Genomic DNA, 23,516 nt, shown 5'->3' on the forward strand with positions numbered 1-23,516 from the left:
CGCCGAAAATCCAAAAAGCCACACCCTGCTCCCCAGGAAGGAATGATCGACCCTGGAAGGCTATTCGTGATCGCCAATCTCTAATAGTCTAGCAAGTTATTGTTTTTATTGGATTTAACGAGACTTTTTCGAGAAAATTTTGGCCGCCACGGGCCCAAAAATGCCCGGCCGGGAGTATCATCTGTGCTCCGTGGGTTGATCACTTGGCAGTGGGCCCCGGATTGCCGCCCGGCGCGTCAGGCGGGTCAGCTCCTCGGCCTGACGCGTCTGGGCAGCATCTTCTCTCTCACCGAGTTCTTCGGTTCGAGTTGTTACCCATAAGTAGTAAAACCGTCGATGCCATGTGCGTCGCCGCGTGCGTGACGCTGATGTCTCGCGCAAAGAAAAGCCGGCACGCATGCCGGCCTTCGATTGCGTGATGTGTGCTGCGATCAGGCTTTCTTGGGTGCGTGCGATACACACCAGCCCTTCGCATTCACCGCCTTGCCCGGGAACAGCTGACACGGACCGTAGCCGGTTGCCGCGCCGGTATAGAACTGGCAGTTGGAGCAGACATCGCCCGCCTTGCGCTTGGCATCGGTCGATTTGCTGGCATCTTCGACGTAACCGAGCGCCTTGGCCGTCGGATCGGAGTCAGCCAGGTGCGGCAGATCGGCAGCACGCGATACGCGCGGCAGCGAGCCGATCATGGCCGCGGCGACAGCCGTCCCGGCTGCGGCCTTGAGAAAACGGCGACGCGATTCGATATCTTTCTCATGCGACATAGGTCCAACCTCCGTCTTGAAACATTCATGTTCGCCACGCCCGTGGCCAACCTTCTGCCGATGCTACTCGCGCCAGCGATAAGTCGTGAGAATGGATCGCATTTTCGGCATATGCCGGAAACCGGCGTGGTATAGTGCCAACTCATTTGGACGTCCATACATCATGAGCCAGGTTCTCCCCGACACGATCTCCACCGCGCTGTTCGCCGAGCGTTCCGACGCCATTGCCGATGCGGCGCGCGAGCTTGCCGCTGCCGGCTGGACGCCTGCCACCAGCAGCAATTTCTCGATGCGCATCGATGGCGATCACGCCGCGATCACCATCTCCGGTCGAGACAAGGGCAAGCTCGGCCGCGACGACATCATGCTGATCGACATGAACGGCCAGGCCGTGGGCACCAGCGCCCGCCCCAGCGCCGAAACCGACCTGCACACGCAGATCTACCGCCGCTTTCCCGAGATCAACGTGGTCCTGCATACGCATTCGCGCACGCAGAGCGTGGCCTCGCGCCTGTTCGCCCGCGACGGCGTGGTGAAGCTGGAAGGCTGGGAGCTGCAGAAGGCCATTGCCGGACAGACCACCCACGATGCCGAGCTGGCTATCCCGGTGTTCCCGAACACGCAGCACATGCCGGAGCTGGTCGCGCAGGTGGAGGCCTGGCTCGACAGCGGCCGCTCGCTGCACGCCTATCTCATCAACGGTCACGGCATCTACACCTGGGGCCGCGACATGGCCGAGACGCGCCGCCATCTGGAGGCGCTGGAATTCCTGCTCGGCTGCGAACTCGACTTGAGGAGCCTCTCCGCATGAGCCGCCTGCGCATTTTCAACGACACCCAACCGCAAGCCCCGCTGTCGGTGCATACCGAGCACGCGGACATCTCGCGCGAACTGGCGAAGATCGGCGTGCGTTTCGAACAATGGGAAGCGAACCAGCCGATCGCTCCCGGCGCCAGCCAGGATGAAGTGATCGCCGCCTACCGCAGCGACATCGACCGGCTGATGGCCGAGGCGGGTTATCAGGCGGTCGACGTGATCAGCCTCAGGCCCGACCACCCGGACCGCGCGACGCTGCGCCAGAAATTCCTCAGCGAGCACACCCACAGCGAGGACGAGGTGCGCTTCTTCGTCGCCGGCGCCGGCCAATTCACCCTGCACGTGAACGGCAAGGTGTACGACGTGCTGTGCGAACAGGGCGACCTGATCGGCGTGCCGGACGGTACCCGCCACTGGTTCGACATGAGCGAATCGCCCTATTTCGTGGCCATTCGCCTGTTCACCAACAAGGAAGGCTGGGTGGCGCAGTTCACCGGCGAAGACATCGCCCTGCAGTTTCCCCGCATGACGCCGCACGCCTCGACGGCGGCTGCCTGAGACGATTCCCGGCCGCCGTCGCGGCCGCCGGGTGAACGGGATCATGAACCGGCGTACCGGCGCTCGCCCGGGGACCCGGCGCCGGGTAAGCTTGTCGCTCCTGTTTCCCGGTTTTGTGTATGACCGTCATCCGCGCCATCGTCACCGATATCGAGGGCACCACCAGCTCGATCAGCTTCGTCAAGGACGTACTTTTTCCGTACGCCTATAAGCGGCTGCCTGCCTTCATCGAGACGCACGGCGACAAGCCCGAGGTGCAGCACTGGCTGCACGAGGCGGCCAAGGAAGAAGGCATTGTCGAAGCGCCGCGCCAGGAGGTGATCGAGCTGCTGCTGCGCTGGATCAAGCAGGACCGCAAGTCCACCGCGCTCAAGGCGCTGCAGGGCATGATCTGGCAGGAAGGCTATGAGGCCGGCGACTACCAGGCCCACGTCTATCCGGAAGTGTCGGCCAAGCTGCATGCCTGGCGCGCGGACGGTCTGCACCTGTATGTCTATTCGTCAGGCTCGGTGCCGGCGCAGAAGCTGTTCTTCCGCTATAGCGACGCGGGCGACCTCTCGCCGATGTTCTCCGGTTACTTCGATACCGAGACCGGTCCCAAGCGCGAGCGCCGCTCCTACGAGCTGATTGCCGAAGCGCTCGGCGAGCAACCCGCGCATATCCTGTTCCTTTCGGACATCGTTGAAGAACTCGACGCCGCCCGCGACGCAGGAATGCGCACCGGCTGGCTGTTGCGCGAGCCGCTGGAAATTCCCGATGCGCCGCGCCATCCGGCCTATCGCACGTTCGACGACATCGTTCTCTGACCTCACGGGCTCCCGCCATGCGTACCGCTCTGATCGCCCTGCTCGCATTTGCAGCCGGCGTTTTGCTCATGGTTGGCCTGTCCCATCACCTGCCCCTGGCGCCCGTCGCCGAGCAAGGGCAGCTGCCCGCGGCTGGCGCGAGCGCGCCGACACCGGCGACCACCAGCGCGACCACCGACGACGACAGTTCCGCCGGCGACAACTGGCCGGCGCAGGCGCCATCGCCCGAGCAGGTGATGTACGGCCAGCGGACGATGGTGCAGAAGGCGCTGGCTGAACTTGGCCCGCGCACCGCCGGTCGCCCCAACCTCTACGTCGTCGCGTTCGGCGCCGATGGTGGCGAGGATGTGTTCCGCAATGAAGCGGAATATGCCGCCAAGATGTTCCCCCAGCGCTTCGGCGCCGACACCCACGTGATGGTGCTGGAGAACAATCCCGGTTCGCTGGAAAAACACCCGCTGGCCAGCTGGAGCAATCTGGAAGCCACGCTCGACGGCCTCGCCACGCTGATGAAGCCGGATGAAGACATCCTGCTGCTCTACCTCACCACCCACGGCGACGAAGACCACAACCTGCTGGTGGACATGGATCCGCTGCCGCTGGACCAGATCGGCGCGAGCGATCTGTCGGACATCCTCAGCAAGCGTCCCTTCAAGTGGAAGGTCGTGGTGGTCAACGCCTGCTACTCGGGCGGCTTTGTGCCACCACTGCAAGGAGGCGGCACGCTGGTGATCACGGCGGCACGCTCCGATCGCAGCTCGTTCGGTTGCGGCACGGATTCGGACATCACCTATTTCGGTCGCGCCTGGCTGGTCGATGGACTCAATCGCACGCCGGACTTCATGGAAGCATTCCGCCAGGCATCCGCTGAAATCGCGCAGTGGGAAGCGAAGGACAAGCTGACGCCGTCCGAGCCGCAGATGAACGCGGGCGACGGCATTGCCGCGCAGCTCGCCTTGTGGCGCAAGCACGTGACGCCCGGACCGGCGGTGGCATTCAAGCCGGCCGCCCCGGCAGCCGTGTTGGACCGCCCCACCGGTTCGCGCTGAGTCCGCAGTTCTTTAAGCAGGCACGGGACTGCGCGCCTGCCAGATCCAGCGTTCCGCGCTCAGCGGCCGTCCATCGCGATCGAGCGGAAACAACACCGCACCGCGCGGCGCGACACGCAGCTCCATGCCGGCCTGCAGGCCCAGTCGCGACAGATCTTCACTGGCCACGTCCGCTTCCAGCGAGAGGTCGAGCGAGGCCACATAAAGATCCAGGTGCGCCACGCTGCCAGCGAGGTAGATATGGCGCAGGCGCGCCTCCCAGGCCGGTTGCGAGGCCGGCGCCGCCAGCCGTAGTTGTTCGGGCCGCACATAGGCCACGGCCTCGGTGAAGCGCCCTTGCCACGGGTCATCCTGCAGCGACCAGCTGCCGGCCGCGAAGCCCTGGCTACCGCTCCACACGTTGAAGCGGTTCACCTTGCCGATGAACTCGCACACGAAGGGCGTGGCCGGCTGCTGATAGATGACTTCGGGCGTGCCGACCTGCTCGATGCGCCCGTTGTTCATCACGGCCACGCGGTCTGCCAGTTCGAGCGCTTCTTCCTGGTCGTGCGTAACGAATACGGTGGTGAGCTCCAGTTCCTCGTGCAGCTCGCGCAGCCAGCGCCGCAGCGTCACGCGCACCTGCGCGTCGAGCGCGCCAAAGGGCTCATCCAGCAGCAGCATGTCGGGCTCGACGGCGAGAGCGCGCGCCAGCGCCACGCGTTGGCGCTGGCCACCGGAAAGCTGCGCCGGATAACGCGTACCCAATCCTTCCAGTTGCACGCGGCGCAACAGACGGTCGACGCGTGCGCGAATCTCGCTGCGTGACGGGCGCAACCGCCATGGCCGCACGCGCAAGCCGAAGGCGATGTTCTCGATCACCGTCAGATGCCGGAACAAGGCGTAGTGCTGGAACACCATGCCGATGCGACGCTCGCGTGCCGGCTGCGCAAGAAAATTCTCACCGTCGTTGTGCACGCTGCCGCTATCGGGATAGTCCAGGCCGGCAAGAATGCGCAGCAGCGTGGTCTTGCCCGAACCCGACGGCCCCAGCAAGGCCAGGAACTCGCCCGGGGCGATGCTCAGGCTCACGTCGTCCAGCGCCTGGAAGCCGGCGAAACGACGATGGAGTCGGGACAATTCAAGCGTCATGCCGCACTCTCAATGGCCACCGGGAGCGTGCGCGGCGATCTCGTCGCCGTAACGCCATTCCAGCAGGGATTTCAGCGCCAGCGTCAGCAGCGCGAGCATCGCCAGCAGCGAGGCGATGGCGAAGGCGCCGACGTATTCGTATTCGTTGTAACGCATTTCCACTTCCAGCGGCATGGTCGTGGTCAGCCCGCGGATATGACCGGAAACCACCGAGACGGCACCGAACTCGCCCATGGCGCGCGCATTGCAGAGCAGCACGCCATACAGCAGCGCCCAGCGGATATTGGGCAAGGTGACGCGAAAGAACATCTGCCAGCTGCTGGCGCCCAGCACGCGTGCGGCTTCTTCTTCCTCGCTACCCTGGGCCTGCATCAAGGGAATCAGTTCGCGGGCGACAAACGGCAGCGTCACAAAAATCGTGGCCAGTACCAACCCGGGCACGGCGAAGATGATCTTGATGCCATGACTGTCCAGCCACGGCCCGAACCAGCCTTGCGCACCGAACAGCAGCACATAGACCAGGCCCGACACCACCGGCGACACCGAAAACGGCAGGTCGATAAAGGCGCCAAGCAAGGCCTTGCCGGGAAACTCGAAGCGCGTCATGGCCCAGGCAGCTGCCACGCCAAACACCAGGTTCAACGGCACGGCGATCACCGCCACCAGCAGCGTGAGCTTGATGGCAGACAGCGCCTCGGGCTGCTTGATCGCCTCCAGATATGGCGCCACGCCCTGCCGAAAAGCCTCCACGAATACCGTTGCCAGCGGCAGCAGCAGGAACAGCACGAGAAAGACCAGCGCCAGGGCAATCAGCACCACGTGCACCACGCGGCGCGGCCACCCTACCGGGCGGGAACGCATCACGGCGCTCATAGCGATCGCTCCTGCCAGCGATGGCTCCAGCGCTGCAGCAGGGACACCAGCACCAGCAAGACAAACGATATCGTCAGCATGGCTACGCCCAACGCCGCAGCGCCCGCGTAGTCGAACTGTTCGAGCTTCTGCACGATCAGCAAGGGCGCGATTTCCGAGCGCATCGGGATATTGCCGGCGATGAAAATCACCGACCCGTATTCGCCGACGGCACGCGCAAGCGCCAACGCAAAGCCGGTCAGCAACGCCGGCGCAAGCATCGGCAGGATCACACGGAAGAAGGTTTGCCAGCGTTGTGCGCCGAGACTTTCGGCAGCTTCTTCGACATCGCTCTCCAGCGATGCCAGTACCGGTTGCAAGGTACGCACGACGAATGGAAAGCCCACGAACACCATCGCCACGAACACGCCCAGCGGCGTATAGGCCACCTTGATGCCCAAGGGTTCGAGCCACTGTCCCAGCCAGCCATTGGGCGCGTACAGCGTAGTGAGCGCGATGCCAGCTACGGCAGTCGGCAAGGCGAATGGAAGGTCTACCAGGGCGTCAAACAGGCGGCGTCCCGGAAAGCGATAACGCACCAGCACCCAGCCCACGAGAAGACCGACGACGGCGTTGACAAGGGCTGCGACCACCGCACCGACCACGCTCAGGCGCAGCGCGGCGAGCGTGCGGGGCGAAGACAGCAGGCGCAGCAGACCCTCGACACCAATCCCCGACGCTTTCCACGCCAGGGCCGCCAACGGCAGCAGGACGATCAGCCCGAGATAGGCCAGCGCGTAGCCCAGGCTGATGCCGAACCCCGGTAGCACGCGTCGACGCATGAACTCAGCTACCCACGCCCAGCTGATCGAAGACACCGCCATCGTTGAAGAACTTCGCCTGCGCCTGGCGCCAGTCGCCGAACAGATCGCTCAACGTGAAGGTATGCGTGACCGGGAACTGGCTGGCGTAGCGCGCAGACAGCTCGGGCGAACGCGGGCGATAGAAATTCTTCGCGGCGATCTCCTGGCCCTGCGGCGAATACAGGAACTCCACATAAGCCTGCGCCACCGCACGCGTACCGTGCTTGTCGACATTGCTGTCGACCACCGCCACGGGCGGCTCCGCCACGATGGTGATCGACGGCACCACGATCTCGAACGCGTTGTTGCCCAACTGCCGCTGGGCCAGCAGGGCCTCGTTCTCCCAGGCGATCAGCACGTCGCCGATGCCACGCTGCACAAAGGTATTGGTGGCGCCGCGCGCACCGGTATCGAGCACGGGCACGTGCTTGAAGAGCTCTTTCACATAGGCCTTGGCGGTCGCATCGCTGCCGCCGGGCTGCTTGAGCGCATAGCCCCAGGCCGCCAGGAAATTCCAGCGCGCGCCGCCGGAGGATTTCGGATTGGGTGTCACCACCTGCACACCCGGGCGCACCAGATCGGCCCAGTCCTTGATGCCCTTGGGATTGCCTTTGCGCACCAGGAACACGATGGTCGAGGTATAGGGCGTGGCGTTGTTCGGCAGCTTCTTCTGCCAGTCCTTGGCCAGCAGGCCGCGATCGGCAATGGCGTCGATGTCGTAGGCCAGCGCCAGGGTCACCACGTCGGCGGGCAGCCCATCGACCACCGAACGCGCCTGCTTGCCCGAACCGCCATGCGACATCTGGATGGCGACGCTGTCGCCGTGCTGCGCCTTCCATTGCGCGGCAAACGCCGTATTGATCTGGCGGTACAGCTCGCGCGTGGGGTCGTAGGAAACGTTGAGCAGCGAGACATCCTTGGCGGCAGCGGCGGCCGTGAGCAGCACGCCGATGGCGACCAGCAGTACGAGGATGGACTTCTTCATGGCGCCTCCTGCGGAAGGGTGAAACGGCAGACTAGCGTTGGCGGAGGAACGGACGAAATCGCAATATGGCATATCCTCATGTCGCGACCCTGCGCAATATCAGCGCAGAATCGTCTGATTTGCGCTTCAGGGCAGCTCGCTCGCACTCTCGCGCGTGACAACGGCTGGTGACAGATGGACGGCCAGACGATGCGCTGCCGCGCGTATCTCCGGCATGGCCGTGCATTCCCACAGGTTGCCGCGCAACAACGATCCGATGGCGTACAGGCCGCGTTGCAGGCGGCCGTCGGCATGCACCAGCTGGCCGTCGGCCTGGGCCAGCACGCCCAGCTGCAAGGGGTCGGCGGTGGCAAGACCATCGCGCAGCAATTGCGACAACAGGTCGTGGGCGCCGTACGCCACGGCGGTGTCCAGGCCCGTCGCCTGGATCACCAGGTCCGCCTCCAGCACGCTGACCAATTGGGTCGCCCGTTCGCGCAAACTCACCTGCAGCGGCGCGGAGCCGTCTACATCGAGCACGCGTGCCGCCAGCACCTGCAACCTGCCCTCTTCCTGCAGCTGGTAAATCGCCTCGCCCGTGGCCGGCGCCATGCGATGACGCGCTGCTTCCCAGATCCAGCGCGCATGCCGCAGGAACTGGCGGCGCCGCGCATGCGTGAGCTGCTGCCAGAGCCGGGCATTGATCGGACGCATGCCGTCGATGATGCTGCGCCAGTCGGTGTCGCCAGCGTCGCTCAGTGCACGACGCACCAGATGGAACATGGCCGCGGCCCCGTCGCTGGCCAGCAGAGCCTGATTGAGCGCCTCCTGCTGCGCATACGGCGCCAACGGCAGCGCCGAATGGTTGAACGGCAGCAGGCCATGGCGCGATACCGCCACCAGTTCGGCGTGCGGCCATCTGATGGCCGCCGACAGCAGCGTATCAACCGCCGTCAGGCCGGTGCCGATCACCACCACCCGACGAGGCGCCTGCGGGTGGCGATCAAGGCGCCACGGGTCAAGTTCATAGGCGCCGCTGGCAAGCGCCGTGGTCGAGACGGTGCGCAACGGACGTTGGGCCAGCGCGCCCACCGCCAGCACCACATCACCCACTTCCAGCCAGCGATCGGCTCCCACGCGTACCGCATAGCCGCCTTCGCCGCGCGGCACGATTTCGCGCGCGCTCTGCGGGTGAATACGAAAACTGCGTCCGGCACGGCGCGCCGCATCGATACGCGCGCCAACCTGCGCCTGGATGAAATCGCCAAACAGCCGGCGCGGTAGAAAATCCGTACCCTTCACCTGGCCCAGCTGCCGCGATGCATGCTGGAGAAAATCCTCGGCATGCTCCTGGAACACGCCCATGGAGGCCGCGCGCACGTTCAACAGGTGCTGGTTGTCGCTGGTGCCATAGGCCACGCCGCGACCCGGTGCGTGCTGACCGACGATCCAGTGAACCGTGCCGCCATCGAATCGCGCGAGCAGCTCGCCGAACGCCGCCGCGCCTGCCGCCCCACCACCGATCACTGCCACATCAGCCATAACGCGATCCTCGAATGGGACACCAACCCCTGGCGGTCTGCCCGCAGGCAGATCACTACGCGTTGCGTCCCCCAGAAAGAAATCCCAGGTGAAAACAGCCTTCACATCCCAAGACCGTGATGCGGCTCGGTCGCCTCATCGGCTTCGTGCCGCATGCAGTGCAAGCACGTCAATGCATGGGGTAACAAGAAATCACAGCAGCCGTTAAGGCCGTGCTAGCCAACCGTGCAGTTGTGAAGCGGCTCATTCCCGGGAGGTTATGACGACACACTCGTCGCATGTCGCTGGGCAAGCACGGCGGATACGTCGGAAAGGCCTAGTCCGCGGGCCCGCAGCGTCACCGTGAGGTGGTAGATCAAATCGGCCGCTTCGCTGAGCAAGGCTTCGTCGTCCTGCGCCACGGCGGCAAGCGCCGTCTCCACGCCCTCCTCGCCCACTTTCTGCGCCATGCGACGTATGCCGCCTTCAAACAGCTTGGTGGTATAGCTGCCAGCGGGACGCTGCGTGTGTCGCTGCTCGATCAACGCATCCAGTTCAGCAAGGAAACCCAAGGGCGGTCGCACTTCTTCGCCGAAGCAACTGCTGGTGCCCTTGTGGCAGGTCGGTCCATGCGGCGCGGCTTGCAGCAGCAACGTATCGGCATCGCAGTCCATGCGCACCGATTTGAGCGTCAGCACATGCCCGGACGATTCGCCCTTGGTCCACAGGCGCTGCTTGCTGCGGCTGTAGAAAGTGACCTGGCCGATGCGCTGGGTCGCCTCCAAGGCCTCGGCATTCATATACCCCAGCATCAGCACCTCGCCCGTCAGCCAATGCTGGACGATGGCGGGCAACAGGCCGTCGCCTTTGTTCCAGTCGAGTTGGTCGGGATCGAGCGTAGTGGCGTTCATGGTGATTACCGGATATGGCGTGGTTACGTGCGTACAGCGACGCCCCACGCAGCAAGCGACTGCTTGAGCGCGGGAATGGCAATGGCGCCGGAGTGGAATACGCTGGCGGCCAGCGCACCGTCGACGTCGGCGGTGAGGAAGGCATCGCGAAAATGTTCCGGCGTGCCGGCGCCGCCGGACGCAATCAACGGCACCAGGCAAAACTTGCGCACGGCGGCAAGCTGCTCCAGATCGTAGCCCTGGCGCACACCATCGCTGCCCATGCAATTGAGCACGATCTCGCCGGCGCCGCGTTGCTGGGCTTCGACCAGCCAGTCCAGCGTGCGTCGCGGCAACGCCTGCGTGCGCGAGGGATCGCCGGTGTACTGGCGCACATGCCACTCCCCATCTGCATCGCGCAGGCTGTCGATGCCGACCACCACGCACTGCACGCCGAACGCTGCGGCCAGCTCGTCGATAAGATCGGGGCGCTCCAGCGCCGGCGAATTGACCGAGATCTTGTCCGCGCCCGCATGCAGCACGGCACGCGCTTCTTCCACGCTGCGAATACCGCCCGCGACGCAGAACGGAATATCGATGACGCTGGCGACCCGCTCGACCCAGCCGCGATTGACGCTGCGCCCTTCCGGACTGGCGGTGATGTCGTAGAACACCAGTTCGTCCGCGCCTTCGTCGCGATAGCGCAGCGCCAGATCCACGATCTCACCCATCACCACGTGATCGCGGAAGCGCACGCCCTTCACGACCTTGCCGTCGCGCACATCGAGGCAGGGAATGATGCGACGACTCAGCATGCCAGTGCCTCCTTCACGGTGAAGCGGCCTTCGAGCAGCGCACGACCAAGGATGACGCCCTTCGCGCCTGCATCGCGTGCGGCCCGGATGTCATCGAGCGAGCGGACGCCGCCGGAGGCCTGCACCGCCATCGTCGGCACCGTTGCTGCCAGATAGCGGTACAAGTCGAGATTGAAGCCGGCGAGCATGCCGTCGCGATCGATATCGGTGCACAGCAGGTGTTTGGCGCCGCGCTGTGCATACCACGGCGCGAGCTCGTCCAGCGTGCTGGACTCCGTCTCCGTCCAGCCGGCGCTGGGCAAGCGCCAGGCGCTGTCGCGATACAAGGTGTCCAAGGCCAGCGTGAAGCGATGGACGCCGCGCGCCGCGAGCCATCCTTCCACCATCACCGGATCGCGAATCGCCAGGCTTCCAAGGACCACGCGCGACACACCGGCGTCGAACAGCCGCTGCACGTCAGCTTCGCTTCGAACGCCGCCGCCAGCCTGGATATGCATGCCGTCGCTGGCAATCGCCTCGATCACCGCGAGATTTTCCAGGCTGCCGCCGCGGGCACCGTCCAGATCCACCAGATGCAACCATTGGGCGCCCGCTTGCGCGTAGTCGCGGGCAAGCGAACGCGGATCGACGTCATACGTCGTCTGCTGCTCGTAGTCGCCCTGCTTGAGGCGGACGACGCGGCCAGCGCGCAAATCGATGGCGGGGATGACGGTAAAGCTCATAGTTCGAGAAAGTTCTTCAGCAGACGGGCGCCGACCTTGGCCGAACGCTCCGGGTGAAACTGCATGCCGTGGAAGTTGCCGCGTGCGATGACCGAGCTGAAGTCGCCCCCAAAATCGGTGAGAGCCAGGGCGTAGTCGCCCGCGGGTACCGCATAGCTGTGCACGAAGTAGGCCCAGTCGCCGTCGTCCAGGCCATCCAGCAGAGCATGCTCACGTTGGCGCTGCAGGCGGTTCCAGCCCATGTGTGGCACGCGCAGGCCCGGTTGCTCGGTGAAGCGGCGCACGGTCGCAGGTATCACCCCGAGGCACGCGGTATCGCCCTCTTCCGAATGCTCACACAGTAATTGCATGCCCAGGCATACGCCCAGCACCGGCTGCGTCAGCGAACGCATCAGCGCCACCAAGCCGAGCTCATGCATACGCGCCATGCCGGGACCTGCTGCGCCCACGCCCGGCAGGATCACCTTGTCGGCCATGCGAATGGTGTCGGCATCCGCAGTGAGCGACGACTCCACACCCAGGCGCTGCAACGCATAGCGCACCGAGCCGATATTGGTGCCGCCGGCATCGACCAGCACCACGCTCATCACAGTGCTCCCTTGGTGCTGGGCAGCTCGCTGCCTTCGCGTCGTATCGCCTGACGCAGGGCGCGCGCCACCACTTTGAAGCAGGCTTCCACCATGTGGTGCGCATTGTCGCCCTGCACGCTCAGATGCAGATTGGCGCCCAGCGTTTCGCACAAGGATCGAAAGAAATGCGGAATCAGTTCGGTAGGAATATCGCCCACGCGTTCACGCGGGAACTGGCCTTCGAAGACGAAATACGGACGCCCGGACAGATCCAGCGCCGCGCTCGCCTGCGCTTCGTCCATGGGCAGCACGAAACCGTAGCGGCCAATGCCGCGCTTGTCGCCCAGCGCCTGGCGCAAGGCCTGCCCAAGCGCCAGCGCGCAGTCTTCGATGGTGTGATGCTCATCGATATGCGTGTCGCCGTCGCAGCGCAGCGCGAGGGCGAAGCCGCCATGCTTGCCGATCTGTTCCAGCATATGGTCAAAGAAGCCCAGGCCGGTGTGGATCTGCGGTTCCGCGGTCTGGTCCAGATTCACGCTCACCGCGATGCGCGTTTCGCGCGTGTTGCGCTCCACGGTTGCCCGGCGCGGCGCGTCGAGCAACAGGTGCGCGACCTCGTCCCAGCCGAGGCCATTGGAACCCACCTGGAAGCCGCGTACACCCATGTTGGCGGCGAACTGCAGGTCGGTCTCGCGATCGCCGACCATGGCCGATGCCGCGCGACTCCAGCCGTCGTCCGCCAGGTAGTGGCGCATCATGCCAATGCCGGGTTTGCGGGTGTCCTTGCGCTCATGCAGGAAGCTGCGGTCGATCAGCACCTCGCTGATCTTGATACCTTGCGAGGCAAGGATGCGCATCAGCAGTTCATGCGGTCCGATGAAATCCTCTTCGGGAAAACTGCCGGTGCCCAGGCCATCCTGGTTGGTCACCATCACCAGCTCGTAGCCGGCGGCCACGCAGCGCTGCAAGGCAGCGATCACGCCAGGCAGCAGGGCGAATTTTTCAAAGCTGTCGATCTGGAAATCTTCCGGCTCCTCGATCAGGCAGCCATCGCGATCGATAAAGAGAATCTTGCGGCTCATGCACGTTGTCCTGAGGCTGATCCGTCCACTGTTGCCGTCGCTGTCTGCTGCAGCACCTCGAGCACCCGGTCGTTCTCTTCAGGCAAGCCAACGGTGATGCGCAGTGCGTCGCCCAGCCGCGGATAGCGGCGGATGTCTCGCACCAGGATGCCGGCGTCTCGCAGGCACTGATAGACGGCGGCGGCGTCATCGTGGCGGATGGCCAGAAAATTGGCGTGCGAAGGGAGTACTTCGCGGACGCCAGGCATTTCCGCAAGCGCGCGACGCATGCGTTCACGCTGTTCGCGCACGATGGCCATATGCGAACGAGCTGCGGCCTGCCCCTCGTCAGACAGGGCTTGCATGGCCAATGCCACACAGGGGCGCGGCAAGGGATAAGGCGCGATGATGCTTCGAAGCAAGCCGATGACGGCCTCGTTGGCCACCAGGCTGCCGATGCGTGCGCCTGCCAGCGCCCATGCCTTCGACAGCGTGCGCAGCACGGCGAGGTTGTCGAACTGGTTCACCAGCGAGGCCGCACTGGGCGCATCAGAGAATTCGAGATAGGCCTCATCCACCACCAGCAGCGCGCGATCGGCCAGCGCCTGAGCAAGACGCGTCACGTCACGCAAGGGCACCAACTGCCCCGTCGGATTGTTCGGCGTGCACACGAACACCAGCTTCACCGCTGGCGTGACGGCGGCGAGCACCGCATCCACATCCAGCGTGAAATCCGCCTGCAATGGCACGGCTACGATGCCGGCGTTCTGAATCTGGGCGCTCACCGCATACATGCCGAATGTGGGGGGCTGGATCGCGATCGCATCTTCACCGGCGCGGCAGAACGCGCGCACCAGCAGGTCGATGACTTCGTCGCTGCCGCGCCCTACGATGATCTGCGCGGGATCCACACCGTACAGGCGCGCTAACGCTTCCACCAGATCGACGGGCTGAGGATCGGGATAACGGTTGCACGCCAGATCGCCATCACCCGGCGGCGCCCAGGCCGATTCATTCGCATTGAGGAAAATGCGGCCGCCGCTCGCTTCCATGCGCGCCGACGAATACGGCTGCAGCGCGCGGATCTCGGGGCGGGCCAGGTCGAGCACGCTCATGCCGCATCCTCCAGCGCCGCAAGGCGCAGCGTCACGGCACGGCGATGGGCTTCCAGCTGCTCGGCGGCGGCCAAGGTGGCCGTGCATGGACCAATGGTGCGCAGTCCTTCCGGCGACAGCTCCTGCACGGTGATCTGCTTCTGATAGCTCGCCACGGAGACGCCGCTATAGCTGCGCGCATAGCCATAGGTCGGCAATACGTGGTTGCTGCCGCTGCAATAGTCACCCACGGACTCCGGCGTCCAGGCGCCAAGGAAGACCGAACCTGCGCTTTGCACGGCATCGAGCAAGGCGCGTGGCTCGTTCACCTGGAGGATCAAGTGTTCGGGCGCGTATCGGTTGCTCACCTGCACCGCCTGCGCCAGCGACGACACGGCGATCAAGCGACTCTGCGCCAGTGCCTTTTCGGCAATCTCCGCGCGTGGCAAGGCGGCGCATTGACTGGCCACTTCCTTCTCTACGGCATCCAGCAGCGACGCGGACGGGCTGAGCAGGATCACCTGCGAGTCCGGCCCGTGTTCGGCCTGCGACAACAGATCGGCGGCCACGAATGCGGCGTTGGCCTGCTCGTCGGCTATCACCAGCACTTCGGATGGGCCGGCCGGCATATCGATGGCAGCACCCTCGGGATCGCCCGATACCTGCAGCTTCGCTTCGGTCACCCAGGCGTTGCCCGGACCAAACAGCTTGTCGCACTTGGGCACGGATTCGGTGCCATAGGCCATGGCGGCGATCGCCTGTGCACCGCCCAGCTTGAACACGCGGTGTACGCCGGTGATGCGCGCGGCGTATAGCACCGCATCATCGCAACGCCCATCGGGGCGCGCGGGCGAGCACAGCACCACTTCCGCGCAACCGGCGATGCGCGCTGGCACGCCGAGCATCAAGGCCGTGGACGGCAGCGGCGCGCTACCGGCAGGAACGTACAAGCCCACGCGACCAATCGGGCGCAGCATGCGTTCCACCCGCACCCCGCTGGCGGTGTCCAGTGCGACGGGTTGCGGCGCGGCAGCGCGGTGAAAAGCGTCGATGCGTGAGGCGGCTTCCTCGATGGCGGCCTTGAGTACCGGCGCCAGACGAGCTTCTGCCTCGCGCCATTCCTGCTCGGTGACCTCGATGGCGTGCAGCTCGCAGCGGTCGAGCTTGGCGGTGAGTTCACGCAGCGCCAGATCGCCGTCCGCGCGTACACGCGCAACGATCTGCTCCACGCCGGTGCGCAAACTCTCGGCGCGCGACTGCGCCGGTCGCGACAGCGCCGCGCGCTGCGCCTGCGTATCCAGGGCATTCCAATCTAGACGGTTCATACGGTGGGCTCGTTCATTGCACTTGCATCACGCAAGCATTTTCTCGACCGGCAGCACGAACATCTCGCGCGCACCTGCCTTCTTGATCTCTTCCAGCTGGCGCCAGCTGACCTCGCCGGCGCACAGCGCCTGCAACATGAGCTGATCCGGTTGCCCCGCCACCGGCAGCAGAGTCGGCTGGGGACCGCCGGGCAGGAGCCGGATCACGGCCTCGAGCGCGCCACGCGAGGTCTGCAGCAACAGCAGGCGCGACTCGCGCACCTGGATGACGCCGTCGAGGCGCTTTAGCAACAGCTCGATCATGTCGCCGCGCTCGTCCGTGGGCAGGGCCTGCGGCCCCGCCAGCACGGCTTCGCTCTCCAGCAGTACATCCGCTTCGCGCAACTGATTGGCAACCAGGGTGCCGCCGCTCTGCACGAGATCGCAGATGGCATCGGCTGTACCCAGGCGTGGCGCGATTTCCACCGAACCGGCCAGCGTGACCACGCCGGCATCGATGCCGCGCTCGCGCAGCCACTCGCCCAGCAGCCCCGGATACGACGTGGCGATGCGCTTGCCCTGCAACTGCGAGGCATCGCGATAATCCAGATCCTGCGGCACGGCCACCGAGAGGCGGCAACGCCCGAAACCCAGCGGCCGCCATTCGGCCAGCGCCGGACCGTCCAGGCCACCGGTGAGGCGGTATTCGCTCAGCACATTGCGGCCCACGATGCCCAGATCGCACACGCCCTGCGCGATCAGGCCGGGGATGTCGTCATCGCGCACCAGCAACAGGTCCACGGGCTCGCCTTCGCCAAAACAGAACAGCTTGTCGCGGCTCTGGCGGAAGGTGAGGCCGCAGCGGTTGAGCAATTCCAGTGCCGGTTCAGTGAGACGGCCGGATTTCTGCATCGCGATGCGCAGTCGGTCGCGCGGTTTCATGCCTTTGCCTTCTTGGTCGCTGCACGACGACGCGCCGCGCGGGCCGCCGCAGCGAGATAGCCGCCACTGCCCTGGTTGAGATAGCGCGCAACGCGTCCGATGGTGGTGATGCTCACGGCGGTGCGTTCGTGGATTTCGCGATACGACACGCCATCAAGCAGGTAGGGCACCACGCGCCAGCGGTCCACCATGACTTCGAGTTCGGCGGGGGTGCACAGGTCATGCAGGAAGGCCGACATTTCCTCGGCGTTCTTCAACGACAGCAGCGCCTCGCACAGACTCAGCTCGGCGGACTCGGCAGGTTGCTCGGGATCGATCGATCGGCGCTTCATAATGTACTAATGCGTTAATACAGTGGAACAGATGATACGTGCGTCGGACCGCCGGGGCAACCCCGCGCCGCGACGGCCACAAACAGGGCCCTGGACACCCCTCCGGCCGGCAACATCTTGCGGAAGGCCGCCGCGGTTTCGCTCGCCCGGAGCGGCTTCCGGGCCAATTGACGCCCTCTGTAGCTGACTCGGACGCAACCCTGCCCCGACCACCGCACTCGCCACCCGGCCCGATCTGCGCTAAATTAGATAGGTAGCCTATCTATCCACCCAGCCAAGCCGCCCATGAGCCAGAAGCCGTCCACCGAAGGCGATGCCCGCGAACTGGCCGAGCAGTTGCGACCGGCACTGCGCCGGCTCTTTCGCCAGCTGCGCCGCCACTCGGATCACCAGGACATCTCGCTGGTACAACTCCCCTTGCTGCTGCACGTCTTGGAGAACCCGGGCATCGGCGTGGGCGAACTGGCCCAGCTGGAAGGCCTGCGCAGCCCCACCATGACCGGGCATATCAACAGCATGGTGGCCGCCGGCCTGGTGAAGCGCACCGAGCCTGCCGACGGCGACCGGCGGCGTGTGGGCCTGGTGGCCACGGCGCATGGTCGTGCCGTGATCGAGGCCAAGCGCCGGCGCCGCACCGACCAGCTCACCAAGGCGCTGCTGCAGCTCCCGCCCTCGTCACGCGCTGCGCTTTGGGCCGCGCTTCCCGCCTTGAACGACATCGAATTGAACGACATCGACGCATGAGCACTCCCAGCGCCACTCTCGCGGCATCCACGGACACCATCCATCCCGCCACCGAGCACGAGATCCGCCGCGTCTTTGCCGGCCTGGTGATCGTGCTTGCGCTGGGCGCGATCGATCAAAGCATTGTCGCCACTGCCCTTCCCCGCATCGTGAGTGACCTGGGCGGCATGAGCCATCTGTCGTGGGTGGTCACCTCGTACATCCTCGCGTCCACGGCCACTATGCCGCTGTACGGCAAGCTGAGCGATCAATACGGCCGCAAGCCGGTGCTCTACTTCGCCATCTTCATGTTCCTGTTCGGCTCCGTGCTGTGCGGCGCAGCGAACAACCTGCTCGAACTGATCGTGTTCCGCGCCATCCAGGGCGTGGGCGCCGGCGGCCTGCTGCCGTTGGCGCAGATCATTATTGGCGACATGGTGCCGCCCACACAGCGCGGCAAACGACAAGGCGTGGTGGCCGGCATCTTTGCGCTGTGCAGCGTGGTAGGCCCGGTGCTGGGCGGCGTCATCACCGACCTGCTGTCCTGGCACTGGATCTTCTTCGTCAATCTGCCCGTGGGCGCGGTGGCGTTCGTGATCATCAGCCGCACACTGAGGCAATACACGCCGCTGCATGCGCGACGCATCGACTATCTCGGCTCCTTGCTGATGACGAGTTGCACGGTCGCGCTCCTGCTGGTGCTCACGCTGGGCGGCGGCCAATGGCCGTGGACGTCGACGCCGATCATGACGCTCAGCGCCTTGCGCTGGCCACCGGCGTGATGTTCGTGCGGCACGTGAAGCGCGAACCCGAACCGGTATTGCCGCTGGACCTGTTCCACAATCGCCTGTTCGTGATCGCCAGCCTGGTGATGGCGCTGACCTTCATGGGGTTGATGGGCGCGAGCCTGTTCTTCCCGCTGTTCTTCCAGCTGGTGATGGGCGTGAGCCCGGCAACCTCCGGGCTGCTCACCGGGCCGATGATGATAGGTATCGCGCTCTCTTCACTGTTCAATGGACGCGTGCTGATGCGCGCAGGGCGCTACAAGCCCACCGTGGTGGCAGGACTCGCGCTGGCGACGCTGGCGTTCGGTGTGCTGGCGTGGAGCGCGGCCACCGCGCAAAGCCTGGCGATCATCGAGCCCTCCATCTTTGCGCTGGGATTGGGTCTGGGCCTGGTGATGCCGAACGTGACGATTGCGGTGCAGAGCGCCCTGGCGCAGATTCATCGCGGCGTTGGCACGGCCACGCTCACCTTCTTCCGTTCGCTCGGCGGCCTGGTTGGCGTGGCGGGATCGGGCGCCATCCTCGCCTGGCAGCTGCGCAGCCACGGCAGTGCAGCAGCGCCGGTCGTGAGCATGACGCCCGAGGGCGGCGGCATGGCGGACCATGCGTTGCTGCATCAGGTTACCGATGCCGCGGTGCAAATGTATCGCCATGCGATTGCCTCCACCTTCACCTTGGGCGCGTGCATCGTGGCGTGCGCCTTCGTGCTGATCCTGCTGCTGCCGGAGGTGCCGTTGAGCGATCATCATCACCGGGCGCCCACTCCTGCCGCCGACTAAAGGAACCGCATGATCGCTTCGCGGCAAAACACATCGCTGGCGCTATCGGCCGGATGGATAGCTTTCGTCGTGATCGCGTTCGCGATGGCGGCTGGCGTGCTGCAAGTGACGCGCACGGACCTCGATCCAGTCGCCATGCCATTGAGCGCGTATCTGCGTGGCGCAGGCGGCGGCTGGCTGCGTGGCGCTTACTATCTGATGGCGAGTGCGCTGGCGTGCCTCGCGTGGTCGAGCTTCCAAGCCACGCGCGCAGACCTGCGCAGCGGCCTGGCGAGCACCCTCTTCCTTCTCGCCGCACTGGCGCTGCCGGTGGTCGCAGGGACGGTGCTGTACGAGCACACGCCCAGGGAAGATCTCGCGCGCCTCATCCATGGTCAAGCAGCGCAAACCACCTTCCTGTGCCTTGTGGTCGCCATGCTGGTGCTGTCGACACGCTGGCTGCGCGATGCGCATATGCGAAACGGTCGATATCTCGGCGTTGCGCTGGCATGGCTTTCTTTCGTGCAGATGTGGGTCTTGGCGCTGTGGAAAGGATTGCCGCCAGGACTCACGCAGAAGGCGCTGATCGTGTTGATACTGCTGTGGCTTGCCTGGGTGGCGCGGCAATTGTGGCGGGTGAGCTCGTCGCTGGATTGAGTCGCGCACAGGGTGCGCTCCCACAGAGGTTCGGCCAGCCCTGTGGGAGCGCACCCTGTGCGCGACTCAATCCGCCCAAACCCACCCAAAAAAAAGGCCGCCTGAGCGACCCTTTCTTTAGACGCTTACTTGGCAAACACCCGCTGCCGCACCAACTCGCAAATCGTGCGGACATCGCCATCCATCGCCCGGTCGCGCGGCATGAAATCAATGCGTCGACGCAAGGCATCGTGAGCCTTGCGCACAGCTTCTCCCGCATGGAAATCACCGACATTGGTCAGCGCCGCGGTGAGTTGCTGCACCTCTTCCACGAACTGCGCGTAATGCGCATGATCTTCGCGCGGCGCGTTGGCCACCTTGCCGGCCAGGGCCTGCCAGTCGCCACGCGAAGCAAGACGGCGCGCGGCGTTGAGCATGGCCTGGCGGAAATCCAGCGCCTGGGCGGCGGTGTACAGCTCCATCGCCAGCACATAGCCGAGATCTTCCATCATCTCGAGCACGTGACGCGCTTCATTGGCGCCCATCGACACGTGATCTTCCGCATTCGCGCTGGTCGGTACGGAGTACACGCTGGCCGGATGCGCGCGCGTGGCCAGATCGTTCACCAGTGCGGCGGCGGTGTACTGCACGATCATGAAGCCGGAATCGGTGCCATCCTCGTTGCCGGTAAGAAACGCCGGCAGACCATCATTGGTGGCCGGGTCGACCAGCTTGTTGAGGCGACGCTCGGAGATCGAAGCGAGCACCGGGATGGCCGCCTTCACATAGCTCATGGCCAAGGCCAGCGGCATGCCGTGGAAGTGGCCGGCGGAGATCACCTGCTCCTCGATGAACTGGGCGTCCTCGGCATCGGGGAAGATCAGCGGATTGTCGGTGACGGAGTTCAGTTCCACGTCGATCACGCGGCAGGCCTGCGCCCAGGCGTCGCGCACGGCGCCATGCACCTGCGGCATGCAGCGCAGGCAATAGGCGTCCTGCGGCTGGTGCTTCTTGCCGCCCTTGAACGGCAGGAAGCGGGCGTAGAACGCTTCGCGACCATGACGCTGGTTGGCCGGCACCCAGTCCCAGCCGATATCGAAGGTGAGTACCTGATCGGCGGGATCGGCCCACGCCTCGGCCGACCACTGCTTGAAGCGTGGCACCAGGTGATAGGGAATATCGACCAGGGTGCTGCCCGTGAGCAGCTCGCGCACGTGGGCGGCCGCGTCCACCTGGCCCGGATGCGGACGCAGCGCGTGCACTTCCGGACGCAAGGCGCCGCTGCGGCCAGCGAATGCATCCAGCGTCATCGCGGCAGCAAGATCGGCGAGCTCCAGCAAGTGCTCGAGCTCATCGAGCGCGAGCGCTGCAGTCGCCAGCATCTGCGCCGTGCCGTTGTTCAGCGCCAGACCTTCTTTGAAAGACAGGCGGATCGGCGTGAGGCCGGCGCGCTTGAGCGCCTGTGCGCCATCCAGGCGCTCGCCCTGATAGAACGCTTCGCCACCGCCCAGCAACACGATGGCCAGATGCGACAGCGGCGCCAAGTCGCCACTGGCGCCCACCGAACCCTTCTCCGGCACCACCGGCACGACGCCGGCATTGAGCATCGCGGTGAGCGCCTTCAGCGTTTCAACGCGGATGCCCGAATGGCCGCGCATCAGCGTGTTGATGCGGATCACCAGCATGGCGCGCACCACTTCCGGCGCGAACGGCTTGCCGACGCACACTGCATGCGTGGTGATCAGGTTGTGCTGCAGTTCTTCCAGCAGCGTGCCTTCGGGTTTGTCGGGATTGCCACCGGGCAGCTCATCGCGCAGGCGATGCGCGCCCAGCAGCTTGTCGGCATTGCTGCCGAAACCGGTGGTGACGCCATAGGTCGGTTCGCCGCAGCTCACCTTGTCGGCGAGGAAATCGGCCGCGCGCTGCACGCGCTTGAGCTGAGCTTCATCCAGCTCCACGCGCAGCCCCTGTCGGGCTACCGCGACCAGCTGGTCGCGCGTGAGGCTGTTGCCGTCCAGGAGTATCGTCTTTGCGGTCATGCTTGGCTCCAGCCCGGACGGGCCTTGAAGTCTATGTCAGCCGCCGCGCCTGGCGGCTGCGGCGGCATCTGATGAAAGCGAACCGCGCTCAGGCGCCGATTTCGGCCTGCGCCAGTTCCACGCGCAAAGTCTTGATGAGATCGGCGCGGGCCACTTCAAACTGGTCTTCGCGACGCAGATCCTTGACCGTCACCACGCCCTTGGCCAGCTCGTCTTCGCCCAGCACGATCACAAAGCGGATGCCGGCGCGATCGGCGTACTTGAATTGCTTGCCGAGCTTGCCGCCATCGAGCACCACTTCGGTGGCGATGCCGGCGCCGCGCAGTTCGCTGGCCACCGCCAGATAAGCCGGCAGCTGCGCCGGATCCATCTGGGTCACCAGCACATCGACCGTGCTGCGCGCGGTGCCGATCAGCCCTGCATCACGCAGCTGCCAATACAGGCGGGTGAGACCGATGGAAATGCCCACGCCCGGCAGGTGCGACTTGGTGTACTGGCCGGCGAGGTTTTCGTAGCGGCCACCGGAGCAGACCGAACCGATCTGCGGATGATCGTTGAGCGTCGTCTCGTAGACGGTACCGGTGTAATAGTCCAGGCCGCGCGCGATCGACAGATTCAAGGCGTAATGCGATTCCGGCACGCCGAACGCATGGATCAGCAGCAGCACTTCCTTCAGCTCGGCGCGGCCCTGCTCCATCGTTTCAGGACCAGGGCCGAGTGCGTCGAGCTTGTCCAACGCGTCCTGCAGCGAGGTGGAACGCACCTGCACGAAGTCGAGGATCTTTTGCGCGGTCTCGGCACTCAGCCCGAACGGCTCGGCGATCAGCGTGTCGCGCACGTAATCGGCGCCGCGCTTGTCGAGCTTGTCCACTTCGCGCAGCACAAGGGTCTGCTGTTCGCCATCGACCACGCCCAGGCTTTCGAAAAAGCCGCGCATCAGCTTGCGGTTGTTGAGCTGGATGGTGAACGCGCCGACGTTCAGTTCGCGGAACACGCTGTAGATCACCGCGGGCAGCTCGGCGTCGTAACGCACCGACAGGCTGTCCTTGCCGATCACGTCGATGTCGCACTGGTAGAACTCGCGGAAGCGGCCACGCTGGGCACGCTCGCCGCGGTAGACGCGCTGCATCTGGTAGCGGCGGAACGGGAACGACAGATCGCGCTCGTGCTCGGCCACATAGCGCGCCAGCGGCACGGTGAGGTCGAAGCGCAGGGCCAGTTCGGGTACGCCCTCGCCCTTGTCGGCGTTGTTCAAGGCGCCGGTGGACTGCACGAAATACACCTGGCGCTCGGTCTCACCGCCCGTCTTGGTGAGCAGCACGTCGGAGAACTCCATCACCGGCGTTTCCACCGGCAGAAAACCGAAGCGCTCATAGTTGCGGCGGATCACGTCGAGCATGCGCTGGAACGCGATCTGGTCGAGCGGCAGCAGCTCGAGCACGCCGGGCATGGTGCGGGCCTGGGTAAGCGCCATGAAGTCCTCTGCTTAGCGGTGTGAAAAACGTCGGCAAACGCCGGTTGG

General features: G+C 65.1%; 25 protein-coding genes. 8 read left to right on the top strand and 17 right to left on the bottom strand.

The window, feature by feature from the left end; all coding sequences use genetic code 11:
* Window positions 1–431: 431 nt before the first annotated feature.
* Window positions 432–764, bottom strand: coding sequence for a high-potential iron-sulfur protein (locus AB4Y82_RS00095; protein ID WP_441603380.1), 333 nt, complete (start codon window positions 762–764; stop codon window positions 432–434).
* Window positions 765–927: 163 nt separating this feature from the next.
* Here AB4Y82_RS00095 and AB4Y82_RS00100 point away from each other — a divergent pair, with 163 nt between their 5' ends.
* The 4 genes from AB4Y82_RS00100 to AB4Y82_RS00115 all read left to right on the top strand — a co-directional run bounded on the left by AB4Y82_RS00100 (window position 928) and on the right by AB4Y82_RS00115 (window position 3,993).
* On the top strand, window positions 928–1,575 hold the full coding sequence (locus AB4Y82_RS00100; RefSeq protein ID WP_441611055.1) for a methylthioribulose 1-phosphate dehydratase: 648 nt from the start codon (window positions 928–930) through the stop codon (window positions 1,573–1,575).
* Window positions 1,572–2,138: a 1,2-dihydroxy-3-keto-5-methylthiopentene dioxygenase gene (locus AB4Y82_RS00105; RefSeq protein WP_441603382.1), complete on the top strand. Its 567-nt coding sequence runs from the start codon at window positions 1,572–1,574 to the stop codon at window positions 2,136–2,138. Before AB4Y82_RS00100 ends, AB4Y82_RS00105 begins: the two co-directional genes overlap by 4 nt.
* A 119-nt stretch (window positions 2,139–2,257) precedes the next feature.
* Complete coding sequence (mtnC, locus tag AB4Y82_RS00110; RefSeq protein ID WP_441603383.1) at window positions 2,258–2,944, top strand: acireductone synthase; 687 nt, start codon at window positions 2,258–2,260, stop codon at window positions 2,942–2,944.
* A 17-nt stretch (window positions 2,945–2,961) separates the two neighbouring features.
* Window positions 2,962–3,993 (top strand): C13 family peptidase, encoded by a 1,032-nt coding sequence (locus AB4Y82_RS00115; RefSeq protein ID WP_441603384.1) that lies wholly within the window; start codon window positions 2,962–2,964, stop codon window positions 3,991–3,993.
* 12 nt (window positions 3,994–4,005) lie between these two features.
* Here the strand turns inward: AB4Y82_RS00115 and AB4Y82_RS00120 are convergent, their stop codons facing one another.
* From AB4Y82_RS00120 to AB4Y82_RS00185, 14 genes are all read right to left on the bottom strand, one after another.
* Window positions 4,006–5,124 carry a sulfate/molybdate ABC transporter ATP-binding protein gene (locus AB4Y82_RS00120; protein WP_441603385.1) on the bottom strand — a complete coding sequence of 373 codons (1,119 nt, stop codon included), beginning with the start codon at window positions 5,122–5,124 and terminating at the stop codon, window positions 4,006–4,008.
* Between the two features lie 9 nt (window positions 5,125–5,133).
* Window positions 5,134–5,997: a sulfate ABC transporter permease subunit CysW gene (gene cysW, locus AB4Y82_RS00125; protein ID WP_441603386.1), complete on the bottom strand. Its 864-nt coding sequence runs from the start codon at window positions 5,995–5,997 to the stop codon at window positions 5,134–5,136.
* Window positions 5,994–6,818, bottom strand: a complete 825-nt coding sequence (gene cysT / locus AB4Y82_RS00130) for a sulfate ABC transporter permease subunit CysT (protein ID WP_441603387.1) — start codon at window positions 6,816–6,818, stop codon at window positions 5,994–5,996. Before cysT ends, cysW begins: the two co-directional genes overlap by 4 nt.
* Window positions 6,819–6,822: 4 nt before the next feature.
* Window positions 6,823–7,824, bottom strand: coding sequence for a sulfate ABC transporter substrate-binding protein (locus AB4Y82_RS00135; protein WP_441603388.1), 1,002 nt, complete (start codon window positions 7,822–7,824; stop codon window positions 6,823–6,825).
* Between the two features lie 126 nt (window positions 7,825–7,950).
* Complete coding sequence (locus tag AB4Y82_RS00140) at window positions 7,951–9,345, bottom strand: FAD/NAD(P)-binding protein (protein WP_441603389.1); 1,395 nt, start codon at window positions 9,343–9,345, stop codon at window positions 7,951–7,953.
* 257 nt (window positions 9,346–9,602) lie between these two features.
* Window positions 9,603–10,235, bottom strand: a complete 633-nt coding sequence (gene hisIE / locus AB4Y82_RS00145) for a bifunctional phosphoribosyl-AMP cyclohydrolase/phosphoribosyl-ATP diphosphatase HisIE (protein ID WP_441603390.1) — start codon at window positions 10,233–10,235, stop codon at window positions 9,603–9,605.
* 23 nt (window positions 10,236–10,258) lie between these two features.
* Window positions 10,259–11,029 (bottom strand): imidazole glycerol phosphate synthase subunit HisF, encoded by a 771-nt coding sequence (gene hisF / locus AB4Y82_RS00150; RefSeq protein ID WP_441603391.1) that lies wholly within the window; start codon window positions 11,027–11,029, stop codon window positions 10,259–10,261.
* Window positions 11,023–11,751 (bottom strand): 1-(5-phosphoribosyl)-5-[(5-phosphoribosylamino)methylideneamino]imidazole-4-carboxamide isomerase, encoded by a 729-nt coding sequence (hisA, locus tag AB4Y82_RS00155; RefSeq protein WP_441603392.1) that lies wholly within the window; start codon window positions 11,749–11,751, stop codon window positions 11,023–11,025. Before hisA ends, hisF begins: the two co-directional genes overlap by 7 nt.
* Window positions 11,748–12,338: an imidazole glycerol phosphate synthase subunit HisH gene (hisH, locus tag AB4Y82_RS00160; RefSeq protein ID WP_441611056.1), complete on the bottom strand. Its 591-nt coding sequence runs from the start codon at window positions 12,336–12,338 to the stop codon at window positions 11,748–11,750. Before hisH ends, hisA begins: the two co-directional genes overlap by 4 nt.
* Window positions 12,338–13,402, bottom strand: coding sequence for a bifunctional histidinol-phosphatase/imidazoleglycerol-phosphate dehydratase HisB (gene hisB / locus AB4Y82_RS00165; RefSeq protein WP_441603394.1), 1,065 nt, complete (start codon window positions 13,400–13,402; stop codon window positions 12,338–12,340). The genes hisH and hisB overlap by 1 nt, the downstream gene beginning before the upstream one ends.
* Entirely contained in the window at window positions 13,399–14,496 is a 1,098-nt protein-coding gene (hisC, locus tag AB4Y82_RS00170; protein WP_441603395.1) for a histidinol-phosphate transaminase, read from the bottom strand. Before hisC ends, hisB begins: the two co-directional genes overlap by 4 nt.
* Window positions 14,493–15,800: a histidinol dehydrogenase gene (gene hisD / locus AB4Y82_RS00175; RefSeq protein ID WP_441603396.1), complete on the bottom strand. Its 1,308-nt coding sequence runs from the start codon at window positions 15,798–15,800 to the stop codon at window positions 14,493–14,495. Before hisD ends, hisC begins: the two co-directional genes overlap by 4 nt.
* A gap of 27 nt (window positions 15,801–15,827) precedes the next feature.
* Window positions 15,828–16,721 carry an ATP phosphoribosyltransferase gene (gene hisG, locus AB4Y82_RS00180; protein WP_441603397.1) on the bottom strand — a complete coding sequence of 298 codons (894 nt, stop codon included), beginning with the start codon at window positions 16,719–16,721 and terminating at the stop codon, window positions 15,828–15,830.
* Complete coding sequence (locus tag AB4Y82_RS00185; protein ID WP_441603398.1) at window positions 16,718–17,053, bottom strand: YerC/YecD family TrpR-related protein; 336 nt, start codon at window positions 17,051–17,053, stop codon at window positions 16,718–16,720. Before AB4Y82_RS00185 ends, hisG begins: the two co-directional genes overlap by 4 nt.
* A 285-nt stretch (window positions 17,054–17,338) precedes the next feature.
* On the opposite strand from AB4Y82_RS00185, the gene AB4Y82_RS00190 reads away from it, so the two are divergent.
* The 4 genes from AB4Y82_RS00190 to AB4Y82_RS00205 are packed head-to-tail and all read left to right on the top strand — an operon-like array spanning window position 17,339 to window position 19,976.
* Window positions 17,339–17,797 carry a MarR family winged helix-turn-helix transcriptional regulator gene (locus AB4Y82_RS00190; protein ID WP_441603399.1) on the top strand — a complete coding sequence of 153 codons (459 nt, stop codon included), beginning with the start codon at window positions 17,339–17,341 and terminating at the stop codon, window positions 17,795–17,797.
* On the top strand, window positions 17,794–18,558 hold the full coding sequence (locus AB4Y82_RS00195; RefSeq protein ID WP_441611057.1) for an MFS transporter: 765 nt from the start codon (window positions 17,794–17,796) through the stop codon (window positions 18,556–18,558). Before AB4Y82_RS00190 ends, AB4Y82_RS00195 begins: the two co-directional genes overlap by 4 nt.
* Window positions 18,498–19,340, top strand: a complete 843-nt coding sequence (locus tag AB4Y82_RS00200; RefSeq protein WP_441611058.1) for an MFS transporter — start codon at window positions 18,498–18,500, stop codon at window positions 19,338–19,340. Before AB4Y82_RS00195 ends, AB4Y82_RS00200 begins: the two co-directional genes overlap by 61 nt.
* Window positions 19,341–19,349: 9 nt before the next feature.
* Entirely contained in the window at window positions 19,350–19,976 is a 627-nt protein-coding gene (locus AB4Y82_RS00205) for a DUF998 domain-containing protein (RefSeq protein WP_441603401.1), read from the top strand.
* Window positions 19,977–20,101: 125 nt separating this feature from the next.
* Here the strand turns inward: AB4Y82_RS00205 and AB4Y82_RS00210 are convergent, their stop codons facing one another.
* Both AB4Y82_RS00210 and hisS read right to left on the bottom strand, forming a co-directional pair.
* The gene (locus tag AB4Y82_RS00210) at window positions 20,102–21,994 is read right to left on the bottom strand and encodes an HAL/PAL/TAL family ammonia-lyase (RefSeq protein ID WP_441611059.1); all 1,893 of its coding nucleotides are present in this window, start codon (window positions 21,992–21,994) and stop codon (window positions 20,102–20,104) included.
* Between the two features lie 88 nt (window positions 21,995–22,082).
* On the bottom strand, window positions 22,083–23,468 hold the full coding sequence (gene hisS, locus AB4Y82_RS00215; protein WP_441611060.1) for a histidine--tRNA ligase: 1,386 nt from the start codon (window positions 23,466–23,468) through the stop codon (window positions 22,083–22,085).
* Window positions 23,469–23,516: the final 48 nt, after the last annotated feature.

Origin of the sequence: Dyella sp. 2YAF14 (assembly GCF_052114725.1) — a bacterium.
Classification (GTDB): Bacteria; Pseudomonadota; Gammaproteobacteria; order Xanthomonadales; family Rhodanobacteraceae; genus Dyella.

Excerpts from the sequence above, each read along its gene's own strand:
- hisB (WP_441603394.1), bottom strand. The coding sequence starts at position 13,402 with ATGAGCCGCAAGATTCTCTTTATCGATCGCGATGGCTGCCTGATCGAG.
- hisS (WP_441611060.1), bottom strand. The coding sequence starts at position 23,468 with ATGGCGCTTACCCAGGCCCGCACCATGCCCGGCGTGCTCGAGCTGCTG.
- hisIE (WP_441603390.1), bottom strand. The coding sequence starts at position 10,235 with ATGAACGCCACTACGCTCGATCCCGACCAACTCGACTGGAACAAAGGC.
- AB4Y82_RS00095 (WP_441603380.1), bottom strand. The coding sequence starts at position 764 with ATGTCGCATGAGAAAGATATCGAATCGCGTCGCCGTTTTCTCAAGGCC.
- cysT (WP_441603387.1), bottom strand. The coding sequence starts at position 6,818 with ATGCGTCGACGCGTGCTACCGGGGTTCGGCATCAGCCTGGGCTACGCG.
- hisD (WP_441603396.1), bottom strand. The coding sequence starts at position 15,800 with ATGAACCGTCTAGATTGGAATGCCCTGGATACGCAGGCGCAGCGCGCG.
- AB4Y82_RS00140 (WP_441603389.1), bottom strand. The coding sequence starts at position 9,345 with ATGGCTGATGTGGCAGTGATCGGTGGTGGGGCGGCAGGCGCGGCGGCG.
- AB4Y82_RS00200 (WP_441611058.1), top strand. The coding sequence starts at position 18,498 with ATGGCCGTGGACGTCGACGCCGATCATGACGCTCAGCGCCTTGCGCTG.
- AB4Y82_RS00100 (WP_441611055.1), top strand. The coding sequence starts at position 928 with ATGAGCCAGGTTCTCCCCGACACGATCTCCACCGCGCTGTTCGCCGAG.
- hisF (WP_441603391.1), bottom strand. The coding sequence starts at position 11,029 with ATGCTGAGTCGTCGCATCATTCCCTGCCTCGATGTGCGCGACGGCAAG.
- AB4Y82_RS00105 (WP_441603382.1), top strand. The coding sequence starts at position 1,572 with ATGAGCCGCCTGCGCATTTTCAACGACACCCAACCGCAAGCCCCGCTG.
- hisH (WP_441611056.1), bottom strand. The coding sequence starts at position 12,338 with ATGAGCGTGGTGCTGGTCGATGCCGGCGGCACCAATATCGGCTCGGTG.
- AB4Y82_RS00195 (WP_441611057.1), top strand. The coding sequence starts at position 17,794 with ATGAGCACTCCCAGCGCCACTCTCGCGGCATCCACGGACACCATCCAT.
- cysW (WP_441603386.1), bottom strand. The coding sequence starts at position 5,997 with ATGAGCGCCGTGATGCGTTCCCGCCCGGTAGGGTGGCCGCGCCGCGTG.
- mtnC (WP_441603383.1), top strand. The coding sequence starts at position 2,258 with ATGACCGTCATCCGCGCCATCGTCACCGATATCGAGGGCACCACCAGC.
- hisA (WP_441603392.1), bottom strand. The coding sequence starts at position 11,751 with ATGAGCTTTACCGTCATCCCCGCCATCGATTTGCGCGCTGGCCGCGTC.
- hisG (WP_441603397.1), bottom strand. The coding sequence starts at position 16,721 with ATGAAACCGCGCGACCGACTGCGCATCGCGATGCAGAAATCCGGCCGT.
- AB4Y82_RS00205 (WP_441603401.1), top strand. The coding sequence starts at position 19,350 with ATGATCGCTTCGCGGCAAAACACATCGCTGGCGCTATCGGCCGGATGG.
- AB4Y82_RS00115 (WP_441603384.1), top strand. The coding sequence starts at position 2,962 with ATGCGTACCGCTCTGATCGCCCTGCTCGCATTTGCAGCCGGCGTTTTG.
- AB4Y82_RS00210 (WP_441611059.1), bottom strand. The coding sequence starts at position 21,994 with ATGACCGCAAAGACGATACTCCTGGACGGCAACAGCCTCACGCGCGAC.
- AB4Y82_RS00190 (WP_441603399.1), top strand. The coding sequence starts at position 17,339 with ATGAGCCAGAAGCCGTCCACCGAAGGCGATGCCCGCGAACTGGCCGAG.
- AB4Y82_RS00120 (WP_441603385.1), bottom strand. The coding sequence starts at position 5,124 with ATGACGCTTGAATTGTCCCGACTCCATCGTCGTTTCGCCGGCTTCCAG.
- AB4Y82_RS00135 (WP_441603388.1), bottom strand. The coding sequence starts at position 7,824 with ATGAAGAAGTCCATCCTCGTACTGCTGGTCGCCATCGGCGTGCTGCTC.
- hisC (WP_441603395.1), bottom strand. The coding sequence starts at position 14,496 with ATGAGCGTGCTCGACCTGGCCCGCCCCGAGATCCGCGCGCTGCAGCCG.
- AB4Y82_RS00185 (WP_441603398.1), bottom strand. The coding sequence starts at position 17,053 with ATGAAGCGCCGATCGATCGATCCCGAGCAACCTGCCGAGTCCGCCGAG.